This is a genomic window from Streptacidiphilus jiangxiensis (assembly GCF_900109465.1).
In the GTDB taxonomy this organism is placed as follows: Bacteria; Actinomycetota; Actinomycetes; order Streptomycetales; family Streptomycetaceae; genus Streptacidiphilus; species Streptacidiphilus jiangxiensis.
The window spans coordinates 147,271-164,806 of record NZ_FOAZ01000011.1 but is presented as its reverse complement, the minus strand read 5'-3'; the positions used below and the strand labels follow the sequence as shown (position 1 = coordinate 164,806).

The 17,536-nt window shown below is 72.5% G+C and carries 11 protein-coding genes; 3 read left to right on the top strand and 8 right to left on the bottom strand.

Translation table 11 applies throughout. The features are described 5' to 3' along the window. Positions 1–2: 2 nt before the first annotated feature. The 7 genes from BMY61_RS21840 to BMY61_RS21810 form a co-directional block, all read right to left on the bottom strand. Entirely contained in the window at positions 3–1,352 is a 1,350-nt protein-coding gene (locus tag BMY61_RS21840; protein WP_042449172.1) for a S8 family serine peptidase, read from the bottom strand. A gap of 53 nt (positions 1,353–1,405) precedes the next feature. Next, positions 1,406–2,821 (bottom strand): WXG100 family type VII secretion target, encoded by a 1,416-nt coding sequence (locus BMY61_RS45120; protein WP_052438780.1) that lies wholly within the window; start codon positions 2,819–2,821, stop codon positions 1,406–1,408. Then, on the bottom strand, positions 2,821–3,144 hold the full coding sequence (locus tag BMY61_RS21830) for a hypothetical protein (protein ID WP_052438779.1): 324 nt from the start codon (positions 3,142–3,144) through the stop codon (positions 2,821–2,823). The genes BMY61_RS45120 and BMY61_RS21830 overlap by 1 nt, the downstream gene beginning before the upstream one ends. 66 nt (positions 3,145–3,210) lie before the next feature. Continuing rightward, positions 3,211–3,864 carry an alpha/beta hydrolase family protein gene (locus BMY61_RS21825; RefSeq protein WP_042449169.1) on the bottom strand — a complete coding sequence of 218 codons (654 nt, stop codon included), beginning with the start codon at positions 3,862–3,864 and terminating at the stop codon, positions 3,211–3,213. Continuing rightward, entirely contained in the window at positions 3,854–4,579 is a 726-nt protein-coding gene (locus BMY61_RS21820; RefSeq protein WP_042449165.1) for a hypothetical protein, read from the bottom strand. The genes BMY61_RS21825 and BMY61_RS21820 overlap by 11 nt, the downstream gene beginning before the upstream one ends. A gap of 1 nt (position 4,580) precedes the next feature. Next, on the bottom strand, positions 4,581–4,850 hold the full coding sequence (locus tag BMY61_RS21815) for a hypothetical protein (protein ID WP_042449162.1): 270 nt from the start codon (positions 4,848–4,850) through the stop codon (positions 4,581–4,583). A gap of 44 nt (positions 4,851–4,894) precedes the next feature. Beyond that, positions 4,895–6,124, bottom strand: coding sequence for a hypothetical protein (locus BMY61_RS21810; protein ID WP_042449159.1), 1,230 nt, complete (start codon positions 6,122–6,124; stop codon positions 4,895–4,897). 149 nt (positions 6,125–6,273) lie between these two features. On the opposite strand from BMY61_RS21810, the gene pepN reads away from it, so the two are divergent. Continuing rightward, positions 6,274–8,871 (top strand): aminopeptidase N, encoded by a 2,598-nt coding sequence (gene pepN, locus BMY61_RS21805; RefSeq protein WP_042449156.1) that lies wholly within the window; start codon positions 6,274–6,276, stop codon positions 8,869–8,871. Between the two features lie 489 nt (positions 8,872–9,360). Beyond that, positions 9,361–10,578 (top strand): MFS transporter, encoded by a 1,218-nt coding sequence (locus BMY61_RS21800; RefSeq protein ID WP_042449154.1) that lies wholly within the window; start codon positions 9,361–9,363, stop codon positions 10,576–10,578. 87 nt (positions 10,579–10,665) lie between these two features. On the opposite strand, the gene malQ is transcribed toward BMY61_RS21800, so the two are convergent. Further along, positions 10,666–12,852 (bottom strand): 4-alpha-glucanotransferase, encoded by a 2,187-nt coding sequence (gene malQ, locus BMY61_RS21795; RefSeq protein ID WP_236656058.1) that lies wholly within the window; start codon positions 12,850–12,852, stop codon positions 10,666–10,668. 437 nt (positions 12,853–13,289) lie between these two features. On the opposite strand from malQ, the gene BMY61_RS21790 reads away from it, so the two are divergent. After that, on the top strand, positions 13,290–17,288 hold the full coding sequence (locus tag BMY61_RS21790) for a glycoside hydrolase family 84 protein (protein ID WP_052438778.1): 3,999 nt from the start codon (positions 13,290–13,292) through the stop codon (positions 17,286–17,288). The last annotated feature ends 248 nt before the right edge of the window (positions 17,289–17,536 follow it).

The window sequence follows — 17,536 nt, the reverse complement described above, 5'->3', positions numbered from 1 at the left end:
CGTTACCGCCCCTGGTTCCCGCCGTAGCCCTGCTGCGGCGGGTACTGCTGGCCACCGTTGTTGTACGGGTTCTGCGGCGGCTGCTGTCCGTACTGCCCGGTCGGCGGCTGGTAAGCCTGCGGCTGGGGCTGGTACTGCGGCTGCGCCTGCGGGTAGCCCGGGCCACCACTGTTGCCACCACCACCGCCGCCACGGCGACTACGGGCGATCACGACAATGACCACCACCACGACGACGAGAGCGGCGAGCGCCCCGAGGACGATCACGATCGTGGACGAGGAGGAGCCGGACCCGGAGGCCGTGGTGGAAGTGTCGGGGCTGGCGCTGCTGTTGGCCCCGGTGCCGCCCTGGTTCAGCGGGTCCGTCGCCTGCGGCAACGGCCCGGCGGCCGGGCCGGCATCGACGGCCATCTTGAAGTCGGGCGAGGCGATGCCGTAGCCGAAGCCGGGGTCCGGAGCGGTGAGGCCCTTAGGGAGGATCGCGGTCTTGATGATGTAGTTGACGATCTGCCCGGCGGTCAGGCTCGGGTGCGCGGACCGGTAGAGGGCAGCGAGGGCGGAGACTACGGCGGTGGCGTCACTGGTGCCGTGCGCCATGCGCATCTCGGTGTCGCTGCCCGCACCGTCGCTCAGGATGTCGACCCCAGGCGCCACGACGGTGATGCCGCCCGTCTGCGACTCGCTGGACAGCTTGCCCGTCTTGTCGACCGCGCCGACCTTGATGACGCCAGGCCACGATGCGGGGTACTGCTTGTCGTTCCCACCGTCGTTGCCTGCCGCCGCCACCAGAACGACGTTGTGCTGCTCGGCGTAGGCGACCGCACTCTCTTCGACGGGGTCGGCCCCGGCTGAGCCGATCGACATGTTGATCACCTGCGCGCCGTGATCGACCGCATAACGAATGGCCTGAGGCACATAGTCCTGCCCCTGGCCCTGCACGCCCGTACCGATGCCGATCGGAAGAATCTTCACACCCGGTGCCAGGCCCATGATCCCGTCCTCGCCGTTCGGGCCATGCCCGTGACCAGCGATGACGCTCGCCATCTGGGTGCCGTGGCCCTCGGGCGAGTGATCGGTCTGGCCGTTGCCACCGAAGGCGAAGTCGGTGCCCTGGAGGATCTGTCCCCGTAGGTCGACCTGGGTCGCGCGCACGCCGGAGTCGATCAGGGCAACGGTGATGCCTTTACCGGTGGTGTGTGGCCAGACCACCTTGGCCGCGTCGTATCCGGACGCACCCAGCACCCACTGCGTGTCGCGTGCCTGGTCGGCATGCGCCGCTGGAGCCCCACCAACGACAAGGGCTCCAGCGAGCGCTGCCCCTCCCAAACCACGCAGTGCTCGACTGAAGCCCATACCGTCACCCCGCTCGCCTACGTACGTTCGACGACCAGGACACTACTTGACTCTCAGAAATCAATCACGCCCGGGTTGGACGCTCCGTTCGAGGCCCACGTCTCCTCGTCCTCGACCAGATACCCGGCGCGCGCCTTGCGCTTCTTCTTGTTCTGGTTGCCGCCGCCCATGCCACCGCCGCCCATGCCCATGGGCTCGCCCTGCCCGGCACCACCGGCTCCCTCGCCCTCGGCGCCGATCGCGGCTTTCTCGGCCTCCGACATACCGTGGGCGCCTTCGCCTGCGGTCATACCCTCGCCCTCGGCAAGGCCACCACTGCCGATACCGCCGGCGCCGCTGAGACGCCCACCGCCCAGGCCGCCACCGAGACCGCCACCGCCCAGGCCGCCGAGACCACCGACACCGCCCACGCCGCCGCCGAACCCGCCGCCGCGACCCCGGCCGCCGCCGGAACCGATGCCGGTGACGCCTCCGATGACGGGCTCGCCCGTCACGCCACCGCCGACGCCGGTACCACTCTTCGGGCCGCCGGGGCCACCATCGAGGGTGCCGCCGGGGCCGGGAGGCGTCCCGCCGCCCTGACCGCCGTGGACGCCGTCGATCCCGCCGCCACCGGGGTTGTACCCGCCGCCACCGTTCTGGCCGGGGTTGAAGGTGTCGTGGCCGCCACCGTTGCCGCCGGTGATCGGCGTGACGTGCGCCTCACCCGCATGCCCGGGCCCGGTGGGGGTGTCGCCGTAGCCGCCGACGCTGCCACCATGCTGCGGCGGCTCGGGCGGGGCCGGCCAGACGGTGCTGCCCGAGTGCGAGCCGGGCGTCTTCAACTGGGCTGCCGACGCGTTGTACTGCGTGCCGAGCTGCTCCATGACGACGACGGCCTCCTGGTGCACCTGCTCCCAGGCGCTGAGGTCGCCACCGTCCATCTTCACGGCCTGGGCCAGACCGAACTTCGCCGCGTCCTGCTTGAACTGGATGTCGCTGGACCCGCCGAGCGCGCTGCCGATCTGATCGAGCTCGCTCGGGGCGCCCGGGAAGTTCTGCTTGGCAGTCGTCAGCGCCTGGCTCGCCTGGCCCAAGGAGTAGTGCGTGTTGCTCGCGTACTGGGCGCCGTTGGTCAGGCTCTCCTGGAGCGCCGCGGCGCTGGCGCGGAAGTTGTCCGCGCTCTCGCCGGTCCAGTGCTCCAGCATGGTGTTGACATGGGTGCCGAGCTCGTTGGCCGTCGACGTCAGCGACTGCGAGATGTTGTCCCAGTGCCGGGCCACGTCCATGATCGCGCTCGGGCTGGCGCTCTCGATCATCTGCTGGAGGCCCTTGTAGCCACCCGCGGACTCGAAGTCCGTCGTGAAGCCGTCAAGGCCGGTCCTGCCACCCTTGTTCTTGTCCAGGACGGTCTGCCACTGCTTGTCCGCGGCCTGCTGCCGCTGGCGCTGCTGCGCTGCGAGCGCAGCCGCCTCTCCCGCGCCGCCCATCAGGAAGCCCCGTGGTTCAGGAAGGTCCCGCCGGTGTGGCTCTCCTGCGCCGCGTACTGGGCGTGCGCGGCACCGGTCTTGTCCGTGAAGTCCTGGATCATCGCCTTCAAGGTGGTGATCATCTGCGTGAGCTGCGTCTTCATGTTGTCGTGGGCGGCGAACAGATTGCCCGCCTCGATGAACTTGTCGCCGCCGAACTCCGAGCGGGCAATGTTGGTCTGGTAATTGGAGACACCACAGACCACGTCCATGCCGTCCGCCACACCCTGCAGCTTCTTCAGCGTGTCCTGCAGGTAGCTCAGGTCTACTTCATATCCGGCCATCGCTCGCCTCCCCGTTCATCGGCTTTAAGCCCATGCACATCATAGGGATGACCACGGACAAGGTCCCTACCGGATCCGCTCCTGCAGCCAATCCGCAACCGTACGAACGACATCCGGCACCACGTCAGTTTCGGTCTTGCGTACGGCGAACGCGTGGTTGCCCGCGTCGAGGCCGGTCAGGCGGTGTGTGCGCTTCGGCAGCTGTGGGAACTCCGACGGGGCGCCGAAGGGGTCGCGGGCCGCCTGGACGACGAGGGTAGGGAGGCCGGTTCCCAACAGTTCGTCCGCGCGGGAGCGCTCGGGCTTGCCCGGGGGGTGGAGCGGGAAGGCCAGGGCGACGACACCGGCCGCACCCGACTGCGCGCCCGTCCGGCACGCGACGCGGGCGCCCGCGCTGCGGCCGCCGACGAAGAGTGGCACGGACTCCCCCACCGCAGCCCGCACATGGGCGACGACGGGAAGCCACCCGACGTCCAGCGTCTTCGGCGCGGGGGCAAGGCGCTTGCCGGCGACGCGCCAGGGCTGTTCGACGAGCACGACGGCGACGGAGTCGACACCGGCCGCGATGGCCTGGAGGTCCGCGGCCTCGATGCCGCCGCCCGCGCCGTGGCCGAGCAGCAGCACGCCGCGCTGTGCGCGGTCGCGGTGGTGCCAGGTGAGGCGCGCGTCGCCCACCTCGGTGGGGACGAGTTCGGTGACCGGCGGAGCGTCAGGAGCCATGCTTCCGATTCTTCTTGGCCTCCTTGAGCGCGGCCACTCGACGCTCCGCGTCGGCACCGAACTCGGGCCCGAAGGTCTTCAGCGGATTGGTCGTCGTGTCGATCACGGACTTGCGCCAGTCGACCGACTCCTCGCGGTTGAACTCCTCGGTCCACGCCAGCACGGCCAGGCGGCTCACCCGGCCGTCCACGATGGTGATCTTGTAGTCCGACGTGACGCCGACCCGACGGGAGAAGGTGAAGCTCGGGCCCGAGTCACTCTTGAACTCGAGGTGGTAGGGGGTGAGGGCGGTGCCGGGGGCCACGGAGCCGAGCCAGTTGTCGGTCAGTCGCGTCACGCCCACCTTGTGACCGACCATCTGGCCGATCTCGGGCTGCTGGGCCGCGAACTGCGTTCCCCCGAACTTGAACCTGACCTCGGAGGCGCCACCCGCGAACCGGTTGTCGGGATAGCGGCCGCGGCCCATCACCACCGTGCCGAGAACGCGGTCGGGCTCGGCGACCGGGAAGACGCGGTAGTACTCGTGCACGTCGTAAGGAACCGGCTTGTGCATCCGGACCACGGGGTGCGAGCTGCCGCCGTCGAAGACGTTGAATGTCGTGTGGTGCCGCCCGTACTCGACCTTGACGACGAACTCGCGCAGGGACTCCAGCGGATCGGCGCCCGGTACGCCCGCGCCGGTACTCCCGCCACCCTTGAGGAAGTCGAACGACATCTCAGTGACCTGCCCTTCCACGGCGGCGGTAGTCGTCGACGGCGGTGCGCTGGAGATCCTGGATCAGGGGCTCGAGGTCCTCGACCTCCGCGCCCTCACTCAGACGCCTGAAGATGGTGCCCGCCAGCTCGCGCTGATGGGGACTGCGGCCGGCGAGCAGCTCGGCGGACATCCGCTCGGCCACGGCCGCCCGCCGCTCCTCCGAGACGGACGCCTGCGAGGGCCGGGCCGGCTGGGGCGGGAGGTTGAGATTGCTGCCGAAGGTCGTCATCTGGCTTTCTTCCGTTCCGGAGCTGGTCGGTGGCCGCGTGCGGGTCAGGCCGCCGGTAGCATCGCGATGCGTCCGGCGCCGAGCACCGGGGACCAGCCGCCGTTCTTCTCGAAGTCGAAGCCGCGCTGCTCGACCTGGTCGATGAGGCTGCCGATGGACGGCATGGGTGAGTCGATGGCCGCCATGATCTTGTGCACGGCCGTCTCGATGTCCTTCACCGCCGCCTCGATGGCGCGGAAGATCGTGATGATGGCGTTGATCCCGGTGATGATCCGGTGCACGATCTTGTAGATCTTGTACAGCTTGTAGATCGAGAAGCCGGCGGCGACCACATCGGCGACGGGGTCCTCAGGACCACCCCCCACGGCCTCGACCGCCGCGTCGCCCGCGAGCATCTCCTCGGCCTGCGTGGCCAGCTGCGCGATCTCGTCCTTGACCAACTGGTTGATCTGCTTCAGCGCCATCCGGGCCAGCCGGACCGTGGTGTCGTAACCGATCTTGTACGCCTCGGCGGCGTCCTTCGCCGCGTCGCCGATACCGCCGATGCCCATGGTCCACATGAACAGGTACTGGTCGAAGGCGTTGGCCGTGGCGCCCTGCCACTCGCTGCCCAGCTTCCACGAGCCCTTCCGCAGGGTGCCCGCCACGGTGTAGAGGCCGTCGCTCAGTTCGCCGTAGGCGTCGGAGAGGTAGCGGAGCCGGCCGAAGTCACCCAGCAGCGGCGTCAGCAGCAGTTCGTACAGGCTCTGGCCGGTGCACCACTGGAAGAGGGTGTTGGCGAACTTGAGTTCCGTCTGCTGCCGCACGAGGAGCAGGGCGTGCTTGATCCCCTTCGCCTCGTCCTCCTGCGCGCTGGCGGGCTCCTTCGGCTCGACCGGCTCGTCGGTGAAGTTGGCCACCGCTCCCGCACCCGGGATGTCGCCGATCCCGTAGTTCCCGAACGTGCCGCCCGAGAAGGCCGACGGGTAGAGCGAGCGCAGGCCGGCCGCGTTGTCCTGGTCGGTCCGGGTGTACTCCGCGCTGGTCTCGTGGACCTTCCCCGCGATCAGATGCATGCCGCGCGTCGCCTGGGCGAGCTTGCCGTCGAAGAACTGCCCCAGCTCCGGCACCACGGCCAGCATCGGGAGCAGCAGCAGGCCTTCGTCGAAGCCCTGGGTGTTGCTGCACTGGCCGGAACTCCACTGCCCGAGTCGCGCGAGGTGGTCGCTCTGGTGGCCCACCAGGCCCTCGTAGGAGCCGAAGTCACCGGCCGACGGCGCGCGGAACCCGTCCATGCTCTCCCCCCTCACACACACGTACGGTGAGACACCCTAGCCTCGCCGCACAGCACGCCACCATCACGCTCCGCGCAATCCGCCCGGCCACCCCGCCGGGACGTGCAAAGATGCCAGCGAAGAGACAGTCGACAAAGGAGTCACGCAGCGTGCCTGGCACCAACCTGACCCGCGAGGAGGCCCGCACCCGGGCCGAGCTCCTCCACGTGGACGGATACGAGATCGAGCTCGACCTGAGCGCGGCGGCGGAGGGCGGTACCTTCCGCTCAACGACCGTGGTCCGGTTCACCGCCACCACGCCCGGAGCCTCCAGCTTCATCGACCTCGTCGCACCGACCGTGCACGAGGTGACGCTGAACGGCGCCGCCCTTGACCCGTCCGAGGTCTTCAACGACAGCCGCATCGCGCTGCCGGGCCTCGCCGCCGAGAACGAGCTGCGCGTCGTCGCGGACTGCGCCTACAGCAGCTCCGGCGAGGGCCTGCACCGGTTCGTCGACCCGGTCGACCAGCAGACCTACCTCTACACGCAGTTCGAGGTGCCGGACGCCCGCCGCGTCTTCGCCTCCTTCGAGCAGCCAGACCTGAAGTCCACGTTCCGATTCGTCGTCACCGCGCCGACGGGCTGGAAGGTCATCAGCAACGAGGTCTCCCCCGACCCGGAGAAGGGCGCCACCGAGGGCACCGAGGTGCACCGCTTCCCGGTCACCCCGCGCATCTCCACCTACATCACCGCGCTGATCGCCGGCCCGTACCACGGCGTCTTCAGCGAGTACGTGAGCCCGGACGGCGAGCAGCGGGTGCCGCTGGGCGTCTACTGCCGTCCGTCGCTGGCGCAGTACCTGGACGCGGACCACATCTTCGACGTCACGCGTCAGGGCTTCGACTACTTCCAGGACAAGTTCGACTTCGCCTACCCGTTCTCCAAGTACGACCAGCTGTTCGTGCCGGAGTTCAACGCGGGCGCGATGGAGAACGCGGGCGCGGTGACCATCCGCGACCAGTACGTCTTCCGCTCCAAGGTGACGGACGCCGCGTACGAGACGCGCGCCACGACGATCCTGCACGAGCTCGCCCACATGTGGTTCGGCGACCTGGTCACCATGGAGTGGTGGAACGACCTCTGGCTGAACGAGTCGTTCGCGACCTTCGCCGAGACCGTCTGCCAGGCCGAGGCCGAGGGCAGCCGCTGGCCGAACATCTGGACGTCCTTCGCCAACCAGATGAAGACCTGGGCGTACCGCCAGGACCAGCTGCCGTCGACCCACCCGATCATGGCGGAGATCAACGACCTGGAGGACGTCCAGGTCAACTTCGACGGCATCACCTACGCCAAGGGCGCCTCGGTGCTCAAGCAGCTGGTCGCCTACGTCGGCCAGGACGCCTTCTTCGCGGGCGTGCAGGCGTACTTCAAGCGCCACGCGTGGGGCAACACCCGCCTGTCCGACCTGCTGACCGCGCTGGAGCTGACCTCCGGCCGCGACCTGAAGGCCTGGTCCAAGGCGTGGCTGGAGACCGCGGGCATCAACATCCTGCGCCCGGAGCTGGAGGTCGGCGCCGACGGCGTCATCACCTCCTTCGCCGTCCGCCAGGAGGCCCCCGCGCTGCCGGCCGGCGCGCGCGGCGAGGCCGTGCTGCGGCCGCACCGTATCGCCATCGGCCTGTACGAGCTGGACGGCGACGCCCTCAAGCGCGTCGAGCGGATCGAACTGGACATCGCCGCCGCCGAGCTGACGGAGGTTCCGCAGCTGGTCGGTCGCGACCGTCCGGCCGTGATCCTGCTCAACGACGACGACCTCTCCTACGCGAAGATCCGCCTGGACGAGTTCTCGCTGGCCAACGTCACCGCGCACATCGCCGACTTCGTCGACTCGCTGCCGCGCGCGCTGTGCTGGGCCGCCGCCTGGGACATGACCCGCGACGCCGAGATGGCCACCCGCGACTACCTGGAGCTGGTGCTGCACGGCGTCGGCCGCGAGTCCGACATCGGTGTGGTGCAGTCGCTGCAGCGCCAGGCCAAGCTGGCCGTCGAGCTCTACGGCGCGCCCGAGTGGCGCCCGACCGGCCGCGCGAAGTTCGCCGAGGCCGCGGAGCGCCTGCTGCGCGCGTCCGAGCCCGGCAGTGACCACCAGCTGGCGTGGGCCCGCACGTTCGCGGCGTCCGCGTCCACCGAGGAGCACCTGGCGCTGCTCTCCGGCCTGCTCGACGGCTCCGTCGAGCTCGAGGGCCTGGCCGTCGACACCGAGCTCCGGTGGGCGCTCCTGGAGCGTCTCTCCGCGACGGGCGTCGCGGACGAGGCCTCCGTCATGGAGGAGCTGGAGCGCGACGCGACCGCAGCCGGCGAGGCCCACGCGGCAACGTGCCGGGCATCCCGCCCGACGGATGCGGCCAAGGCCGCGGCGTGGGCCTCGGTGGTGGAGGCGGAGACGCTCACCAACACCGTCCAGGAGGCCGTCATCGCCGGCTTCGTCCAGACGGAGCAGGCGGAACTGCTGGCGCCGTACACGGCGAAGTACTTCGACGCGGTCAAGGGCATCTTCGAGCAGCGCTCGCACGAGATGGGCCAGCAGATCATCGTCGGCCTCTACCCGACGATCCAGGTCTCCCAGGAGACGCTGGACACGACGGACGCCTGGCTCGACGCGAACGCGCCGGCCCCGGCGCTGCGCCGCATGGTCGTCGAGTGCCGCAGCGGCATCGAGCGCGCCCTCAAGGCCCAGGCGGCGGACCAGGCTGCGGCTCAGGGCTAGTTGCACCACCCCAGGGGCGCGGGGAACTGCGCGACAAGCCACCCTGTGTGGTGAGTCGCTCAGCGGGCAGAGCCATCCGTACACGGTGGTCACCCGCGCAGTTCCGCGCGCCCCTGGCCTCCGCCCGACCCGCGCCCACGCGGCGGAGCCGCAAAACGGCAGAGCCGCGCGCCCCTGACCTCTGCCCGACCCGCGCCCACGCGGCGGAGCCGCAAAACGGCAGAGCCGCGCGCCCCCGGCCTCTGCCCGCCCCGCGCCCACGCGGCGGAGCCGCAGAACGGCAGAGCCGCGCGCCCCTGGCCTCTGCCCGGCCCGCGCCCACGCGGCGGAGCCGCAGAACGGCAGAGCCTCGCGCCCGTTTGCGTGCGCCACCTACCCGGGGGCCGAAAGTGGCCCACTCCGACAGCTCTTCAATGGCCCTGCCTCCTGGACCATCCGCTCCGTAGCGTGGGACTGGTCAGGGAGAGTCCGTGCGATCGAGGAGGCCACGTGTCGAGAGGGGCGCTCACCACAGCCCAGTTGGTCGGTGCGATCGGGGACGGCGCGTACTACACCACCTCCGCGCTGTACTTCACGCACGTGGTGGGCCTGTCGCCGTTCCGGCTCGGCCTGGGGCTCGCCGTCGGGTGGACGGTCGGCACCCTGACCGGGGTGCCGCTCGGTCACCTCGCCGACCGGCGTGGTCCCCGAGGGACGGCGGTGCTGTTCGCGCTCGCCGCCGCCACCGTCGTCGCCACGTTCCTCGTGGTCCGCTCGTTCGTGCCGTTCCTCTTCGCCGTCTCCCTGTACGCCGCCGCGACCTCCGGGCTCGGCAGCGCCACCCAGGCGCTGGTCGGCGCCCTGACGGGCCCCGCCGAACGGACGCGGCTGCTCGCGCGACTGCAGTCGACCCTCAACGGGGGGCTGGGGATCGGCGCGATGCTCGGTGGTGTGGCCATCTACAGCGGGAGCCGCACGGCGTTCCTGGCCGTCTTCGTGCTCGACGCCGTGAGCTTCGTGGTCTGCGGACTGATCCTGCTGCGCCTTCCGGCCGTCCCGCCCGTGCCCGCCCGCGCCGGTGAGCCGAGGCTCGCGGTGCTGCGCGACCGGCCGTACGCCGTCGTCGCGCTGATCAACACGGTCCTGCTGCTGCGCATGCCGCTGCTCAGCCTGGTGGTCCCGCTCTGGATCGCGTCCCGCGCAGCCGAGCTGGGGTGGTTGAGCTCGGTCCTGTTCGCCCTCAACACGCTGACCGTCCTGCTGTTCCAGGTCCGCACGGCCCGCGCGGTCACCGGGCTCGGCTCCGCCTCCCGCGCGGTGCGGCGGGCCGGTCTGCTGCTGCTGGCGTCCTGCGCGGTCTTCGCCGCCTCGGCCGCCGGCCTGCCGCTGTGGGTGACCGGCACGCTCCTGGTCGCGGCGGCGGTGCTCCAGGTCGTCGGGGAGATGCACCAGTCCGCCGGCTCCTGGCAGATCAGCTTCGACCTCGCCCCCGCCCACCGGCTGGGCCAGTACCAGGGCTTCTTCGGGTCGGGCGTGGCCGTGGCCCGCACCCTGGGCCCGCTCGTGCTCACCACGCTGCTGTTGACCTGGGGTGTCCCCGGCTGGCTGCTGCTGGGCGGGCTGTTCGCGGTGGCGGGGTGCGCCATGGGACCGGCGGTCCGGTGGGCCGAGCGCAGCCGGCTCCGCCCGCAGAGCGCCGTCGATGCGAGGGTCGCCGTCCGGGCGTGAAACCCCGGCCCGTGAGCCCTCTCCCAGGCCCCGTCACGCCGCCGCCCCGGCGGCGTCACGCACCCTTCCCCGACGCGCGGGCCGCGCCTACTCGCCGGCCGCGCTCTCGTCCCGCATGACGGCGGCGAACTCCTCCGTCCGCTCGGCGGCGGCGAGTTGGTCCAGCGTCGCCGGTTTGCCGTCGGCGTCGGCGACGGGGAGGCGCCAGTTGGGGTACTCGGAGGAGGTGCCCGGGAGGTTCTGGGGCCGGGGGTCGCCGAGGACGTCCGGGAGCCAGACGCCGACGAGTTCGGCGGGCGTGCGCAGCAGGTAGCGGTGGAGGGCCGCCACCGCGTCCGGGAGGTGGCGGCCGTCCGCGGGTTCGAGGAGGTCCGCGGCCGGGCCCTCGCCGTACGGGGGGACGGTCATCAGGCCCTCGCGGGCCAACTCGCCGAGCCACTCCTCGCGTTCCGTCTCGTCCTCGGCCTGCTCCTCCGCCAGCGGACGGGACAGCAGCCCCAGGCGGTGGCGGAGTTCGACGTGGTCGCCGCTCAGGCGGGACGCCGTCGGCGGCAGGTCGTGAGTGGTCAGGGTGGCGAGGCAGTCCTCGCGCCAGCGGTCCGGCGGGAGCGGCGAGCCGCCGCCCTGCTCGGACCAGTCACGTTCGAACCAGAGCACGGACGTGCCCAGCACACCCCGCGCGGCCAGCTGTTCGCGGACCCCCGGCTCGACCGTGCCGAGGTCCTCACCGATCACGATCGCGCCCGCGCGGTACGCCTCCAGGGCGAGGACGCCGAGCATCGCCTCGTGGTCGTAGCGGACGTAGGTGCCCTCCGTCGGCGGGCGGCCCTGCGGCACCCACCAGAGCCGGAACAGGCCCATGACGTGGTCGACCCGCAGTGCGCCCGCGTGCCGGAGGTTGGCACGCAGGAGCTCCGCGTAGGGCGCGTAGCCGGTGTCGGCGAGGGCGTCCGGGCGCCACGGCGGGAGGGCCCAGTCCTGGCCGTGGGCGTTGAAGGCGTCCGGCGGGGCGCCGACGCTGATGCCCGCCGCCAGGCAGTGCTGGAGCGCCCAGGCGTCCGCGCCGTCCGGGTGGACGCCGACCGCGAGGTCGTGGACGAGACCGACGGGCATGCCCGCGTCGCGGGCCGCCGCCTGGGCGGCGCCCAGCTGCTCGTCGACGAGCCAGGCGAGCCAGGAGTGGAAGTCGACGCGGTGCGCCAGCTCGACGCGGGCGCGGGCGACAGCCGCACTGCCCGGATCGCGCAGGCCCGAGGGCCAGTCGCGCCAGGCCGGACCGTGGACCTCGGCGAGCGCGCACCAGGTCGCGTACTGGAGCAGGCCGTCGCCCTCGCGGCGCAGGAACGCCCGGTACGCGGCCTCACGGCCGACGCCGCGCGGGACGGCGTGGATCACCTCCAGCGCCTCGCGCTTGGCGGCCCACACCGCGTCGCGGTCGATCAGGTTCTCCTCGATCAGCACGCCCTCGCGCAGCCGCGCGCCGCGCCGCGCCGCGTCCTGGACGCGCTCGCGTGCCTCCGGGGCGAGGTAGGCGTACTCGGGCACGGCCTCGATCCGCAGGTGGACCGGATCGGCGAACCGGCGCGAGGAGGGGCGGTAGGGGGACGGGTCCGAGTGGCCGTCGGGGCCGGGGGGCATGCCCGCGTGCAGCGGGTTCATCTGGACGAAGCCGGCGCCGAGCGTGTGGCCGGACCAGCGGGCGAGCTCGGCGAGGTCGGCGAGGTCGCCCATGCCCCAGGAGCGCTCGCTGAGCAGGGAGTAGAGCTGGACCAGGAAGCCCCAGCTGCGCCCGGTGGGACCGGCCAGCCGGTGCGGGGCGACGAGCAGCGGCGCGGCGGTGGAGGCGCGGTCGCCGAGGCGGGCGCACAGGGTGTGGCGGCCGACAGGCAGGTCGGCCGGGAGCGGCCTGGTCTCGCCCGCGTCGGTCAGGTGCAGGCCGCGCGGGAAGGGCGTGCCGACGGTGACGGTGCCTCCGTCCTCCAGCTCCACCCAGGCCTCGGCGCCGGCCGGCAGCGGCACCTCCGTGCCGACTCCGGCGCGCAGCACGATCGCTCGCGGCAGCAGCCGGTGCGCGCGCCGGGCGCGCAGACCGGCCAAGGCCTCCTCCGCCGCCTCCGTGCTCCCCGCGTCGACGCCCATCGCGGCGAGGACCGCGTGGAGGGTGTCGGGCGGGACGGCCCGCCCCTCGAACTCGGTGTCCACGCCGTAGGCGTGGGCCAGCGTCTCCAGGGCACTCGCGCCGGCGGGGAACGGACGGTGGGCGGCGGGTGCCACGGGCAATCTCCTCAGGCCGGAGGGGCTCACATGGTGACAACGGCGTGGACGGACAGACGGTCACCTACCCACCTCGCAGGTGCATCGCACGCCGGGGGCATTGCGCCATCCGGAGTTCACTCTCCCGTATGCAGAGGGACACGCCCGTGCATTGACATGCCAAGGGCGGGGATGGTGGGGTTGAGGCGTTCGGCCGAACCACTGGTTCCGGTCCGAACGGGTTCGGCTTCCGGGGGCGCGGGGAGCTGTGCGAGCGACCGTACGTCGGGCCTCCCAGAGGCTTTCTCGGCGTGGACGGCTGCCGTACGGTTGCCCGCGCCCTCGGGCGTTTCCGCGCACGAACGATCGACCGCCCCGCTCGGCGAGACACCGGAACAGCAGCCAACAGCAGAGCAGCAGCAGTGACGCACATACCCGACTCGGCATCAGGAGTCCCCGTGGACCACCGGCCCGGCCAGCCCTCCGACGGCTTCGTCGCCGCTCTGGGCAGCAGCCTGCGTCGGACCGTGGCCGAGCACCAGACGCTGCAGCAGCTGCTCGGGTCCGCGGCCGTGGTGACGGCCCGCCGGACCGCCGCGCGGACCGCCCGGCGCCTCGCGCCGGAAGCCGCCGACCGGCTCATCGCGCAGCTCAAGGGAACCGCCCCGCTGCTGGCCGTACTGCCGTTGCAGATGCGCACACAGGTCGGGGCCCGCAGCGCCGCGCTGCGGGCGAGCGCCGCACTGACCGTGGCCGCCGTCGTCGGCGGCGGGCTGGTCGGCAATACGGGCACGGCCGTGGCGAACGCCGGGGCGCGCGCGACGGCGCAGGTACTGGCGCAGGGCACGGCGCTGCCTCCCGGAGGTGGTGACGCCGCCTCGAACAGTGGGCCCGCGATCTATCCGCGCCCGCAGCGCGAGCAGGCACAGGGCACCGCGGTGGCCGGACCGGCGCGGGTCGCGCTGGCGGTCGCACCGCACGCGGACCCGGGCGCGCTGGCCGTGCTGCAGGCCGCGCTGGCGGCGGCCGGTGTCCAGCGCGTCGACACCGTCGCCCCCGACAGTGACCCGCAGCCCGGCGCGCTGACGATCTACCTGGGTGGCGCGGCCGAAGGCGCCGGCGGCGGCACCGACCGCGCCCTGCGCTCCCTCGGGGCCGCCGGGCAGACCGCACTCTCCCCCAGTGGCCTGCCCGCCGGCGGCTACGTGCTGGCCACCGGCACGATCGGGACCACCGGATCCGCGCCCGCGGGGAACACGGGCGTGGCGGTGCTCGCCGGGGTGGACGCCGAGGGCACCTACCACGCGGCGCAGTCCTTCCGGCAGATCCTCGGCGCGGGCGGCGCACTGCCCGGCCTCGCCGTGCAGGACTGGCCCGCGGCACCCATCCGCGGGGTCGTCGAGGGCTTCTACGGCATCCCCTGGTCGGCCGCCCAGACCGCCGACATGATCGACTTCCTCGGGCAGACCAAGCAGAACCGCCTGCTGTACGCGCCGGGCGACGACCCCTACCGCGACACCCTGTGGCGCGACCCCTACCCCGCCGACCAGCAGGCCGAGCTGCGCACGCTGGCCCAGCGCGCCGCGCTCAACCACGTCACCCTCGGCTACTCGCTCTCGCCCGCGACCTCCCTGTGCTACACCTCGGCCAAGGACCAGAACGCGCTGGTGGCCAAGCTGGAGCAGCTGTGGGGCCTCGGCGTGCGCTCCTTCCAACTGGACTTCTCCCAGGCCACGTTCTCGCACTGGCACTGCGACGCGGACGCCAACGCGTACGGGCACGGCCCGCAGGCGGCGGCGCAGGCGCAGGCCGATGTCGTGGGCGTCGTCCTGCGTCGCTTCCTGTCCCGGCACCCGGGCGCGGACGGGCTCACGGTGCTGCCCAGCGAGTACTACCGGACCGACGCCACGGCCTACCGCACGGCCCTGGCCCGGGAGCTGGACGGCAGCGTGCGGATCGCCTGGACCGGCGCGGGCGTGGAACCGGCGACGATCAGCGCGCAGGATCTGACGACGGCGCAGCAGACCCTCGGCCACCCGTTGCTGACGGAGGACAACTACCCCGTCAACGACTCCGCTCAGGACCGCCTCTATCTGGGCGCCTACCAGGGCCGTGACGCGACCGTGGCGACCGGGGCGGCCGGCCTGCTGGTCAACGCCATGCAGCAGCCCGTCGCCTCGCGCGTCCCCCTGTTCACCTCGGCGGACTTCGCCTGGAACCCGCAGGCCTACCAGCCCGACGCGTCCTGGCAGGCCGCCGTCTCCGCCCTCGCCGGAGCCACCGGCTACGGCAGCACCACGTACGGCACCGGCAGTGCTCCCCGGCTGAACGGCACCACGGTGACGCAGGCGCGCGCGGCACTGGCCGCGCTGGCCGGCAACAGCGCGTCCTCGCCGCTCGGTCAGCAGGAATCCGCCTACCTGCAGCCGCTGCTGGCGGCCTTCTGGGCGGCGTTCGAACCGGCGTCGCCCCGATCCAACGCCGCCGACCCCGCCGCGACGACGGCCCGCTCCAGGGCCGCCGCCCAGCTGGGTGCCGCGTTCACCACGATGGCACAGGCCTCTGACAACCTGTCCGACGTCGCCGGTGGGCAGCTGCTCACCGAAGACGCCGCCTGGATCCAGGAGCTCACGCAGTACGGCCGGGCCGGACAGGCCGCCGTCGCCATGCTCGCCGCCCAGCGTGCCGGGAACGGCGCGGAGGCCTGGCGGCAGCGCAGTCTCCTGCGCCGGCAGCTGGACCAGCTGTCCGACAGCGGCGTGACCCTCGGCAAGGGCGTCCTCGACGCCTTCCTGAACCGCGCCCTGAAGGCCTCCGACAGCTGGACCGGCGTCGACGGTGACCAGCTCACCCCGACCAGCTCGATGGGCACGGCACAGGACCACGACCCCGCCCTGATGGTCGACGGCGACCCCAGCAGCTACTACTGGACCAGCGCGCCGCCGCAGGCGGGCGACACCGTCGGCGTGGACCTCGGCAGCGACACCCCCGTGCGGTCCGTCCACATCCTGATGGGCGGGCCCGACGGCGACGTGGCCCAGGGCGACGTGATGCAGGACGCGGTCCTGGAGTACGCCACCGACGACGGCGGCTGGGTGCAGGTCGGCCACTACCAGGGCCGCAGCGAGATCGACGCGACGCTGCCGCCCGGCGCCGTCGCCCGCTACCTGCGGCTGCGGGCCGCCTCCGGCCAGGACAGCGCCGTGGCCGTGCGCGAGTTCAGCGTCACCGCCCCCGACGCCACGGCCATGACCGCCACCGGGCCGACCGCGGTGGCCGGTTCCCCCGTCTCCAACGTCGTCGACGGCGACCTCGACGCGCCCTACCAGGCGGCGGCCGCACCGCAGCCCGGCGACACCCTGAGCGTGACCCTCGGTCAGACCCGCCCGCTCAACCGCGTCGTGGTGCTCACGGACCCCTCCGTGCGCGCTCCCGGCTGGGTCGAGGTGCACAGCGCGGACAACGGCTGGACCCGCATCGGCGCGATCGCCCCCGGCGGCTACACCGAGCTCGCCGCGGACCCGAAGCTGCGGGTCGACCAGATCCGCCTCTTCTGGGCCGGCACTCCGGACAGCCAGGCCCCGACGGTCTACCAGATCATCCCCTGGTACGCGGACACGCCCCCGGCGACGCTGCAGCTCGGCGCGCAGAGCGTCGACCTGCAGGCGGGCGGCGCCGCTGTCGCCCTGCCCGGCGTGCTGCAGGCCCAGGGCGTCGGCGGTGCGACCGGCACGGTGACGGCGAAGCTGCCGGCCGCGGCGAAGGACGTCACCGTCGCCGGTACCGGCACGGTCGCACTGCCGCGCGGCGGCAGCGCGGGCGTCCCGCTGCGCTTCGCGGCCGCGGCGGACAGCCCCACCGGCTCGTACGTCGCGCAGGTGACCTTCACGGTCGGTGGCCGGGTCGCGACGCAGGACGTCACCGTCCACGTCTACCCGCGCACCGGCGGCCCCGACCTCGCACTGACGGGCACGGCGAGCTCCTCGGCGGACGAGACCTCCGACTTCCCGGCGTCGAACGTCAACGACGACGACCCCACGACGCGGTGGTCCTCGCCCGCGCAGGACGACGAGTGGGTCCAGGTGCAGTTGGCTGCGCCGGCGACGCTGGGCGAGGTCGTCCTGCACTGGCAGGACGCGTACGCGGCGCGCTACGAGATCCAGACGTCCACGGACGGCCAGAACTGGACGACCGCGGCGGTCGTCAACAGCGGGCACGGCGGGGACGAGACGGTGCGCTTCGGCGCGGTGACGGCGCAGTACGTCCGCATGCAGGGGCTGTCGCGCGCGACGCGCTTCGGCTACTCCCTCTACGGCCTCGAGGCGTACGCGGTCATCCCCGCGCCGACGCCCACCCCGACGCCGACGCCCCCCTCCCCCACACCGACGGCCTCCACGCCGCCGGCCACCCCCGACCCGAGCCCCTCGGCCACCCCGTCCCCGACGGCAACCCCGTAGGGCCTCCTGGGGCGCGAGGCGCTGCTGCCACGCGGCGGATCCGCACAGGCGCAGTCGGCTCCGCCGCGTGGGCGCGACCAGGTCCGGACGCGCTCCCGCAGGCCGTCCGCCCTTCTCCGGGGGCGCGAGGAACTGCGCGACCAGCCACCGGCGTGCGGAGGGTCCTCGACCTGCAGGGCCTTCGCACCGGGTGGTTGCTCGCGCCGTTCCTCGCGCCCCTGGAGCCTGCGCCTCCCCGGGGCCGCAAA

What these genes read in the sequence shown, in the direction of transcription:
- BMY61_RS21810 (WP_042449159.1), bottom strand. Translation starts at nt 6,124, where the DNA reads ATGGACGGGTTCCGCGCGCCGTCGGCCGGTGACTTCGGCTCCTACGAG.
- BMY61_RS21820 (WP_042449165.1), bottom strand. Translation starts at nt 4,579, where the DNA reads ATGTCGTTCGACTTCCTCAAGGGTGGCGGGAGTACCGGCGCGGGCGTA.
- BMY61_RS21815 (WP_042449162.1), bottom strand. Translation starts at nt 4,850, where the DNA reads ATGACGACCTTCGGCAGCAATCTCAACCTCCCGCCCCAGCCGGCCCGG.
- BMY61_RS21840 (WP_042449172.1), bottom strand. Translation starts at nt 1,352, where the DNA reads ATGGGCTTCAGTCGAGCACTGCGTGGTTTGGGAGGGGCAGCGCTCGCT.
- BMY61_RS45120 (WP_052438780.1), bottom strand. Translation starts at nt 2,821, where the DNA reads ATGGGCGGCGCGGGAGAGGCGGCTGCGCTCGCAGCGCAGCAGCGCCAG.
- BMY61_RS21830 (WP_052438779.1), bottom strand. Translation starts at nt 3,144, where the DNA reads ATGGCCGGATATGAAGTAGACCTGAGCTACCTGCAGGACACGCTGAAG.
- BMY61_RS21825 (WP_042449169.1), bottom strand. Translation starts at nt 3,864, where the DNA reads ATGGCTCCTGACGCTCCGCCGGTCACCGAACTCGTCCCCACCGAGGTG.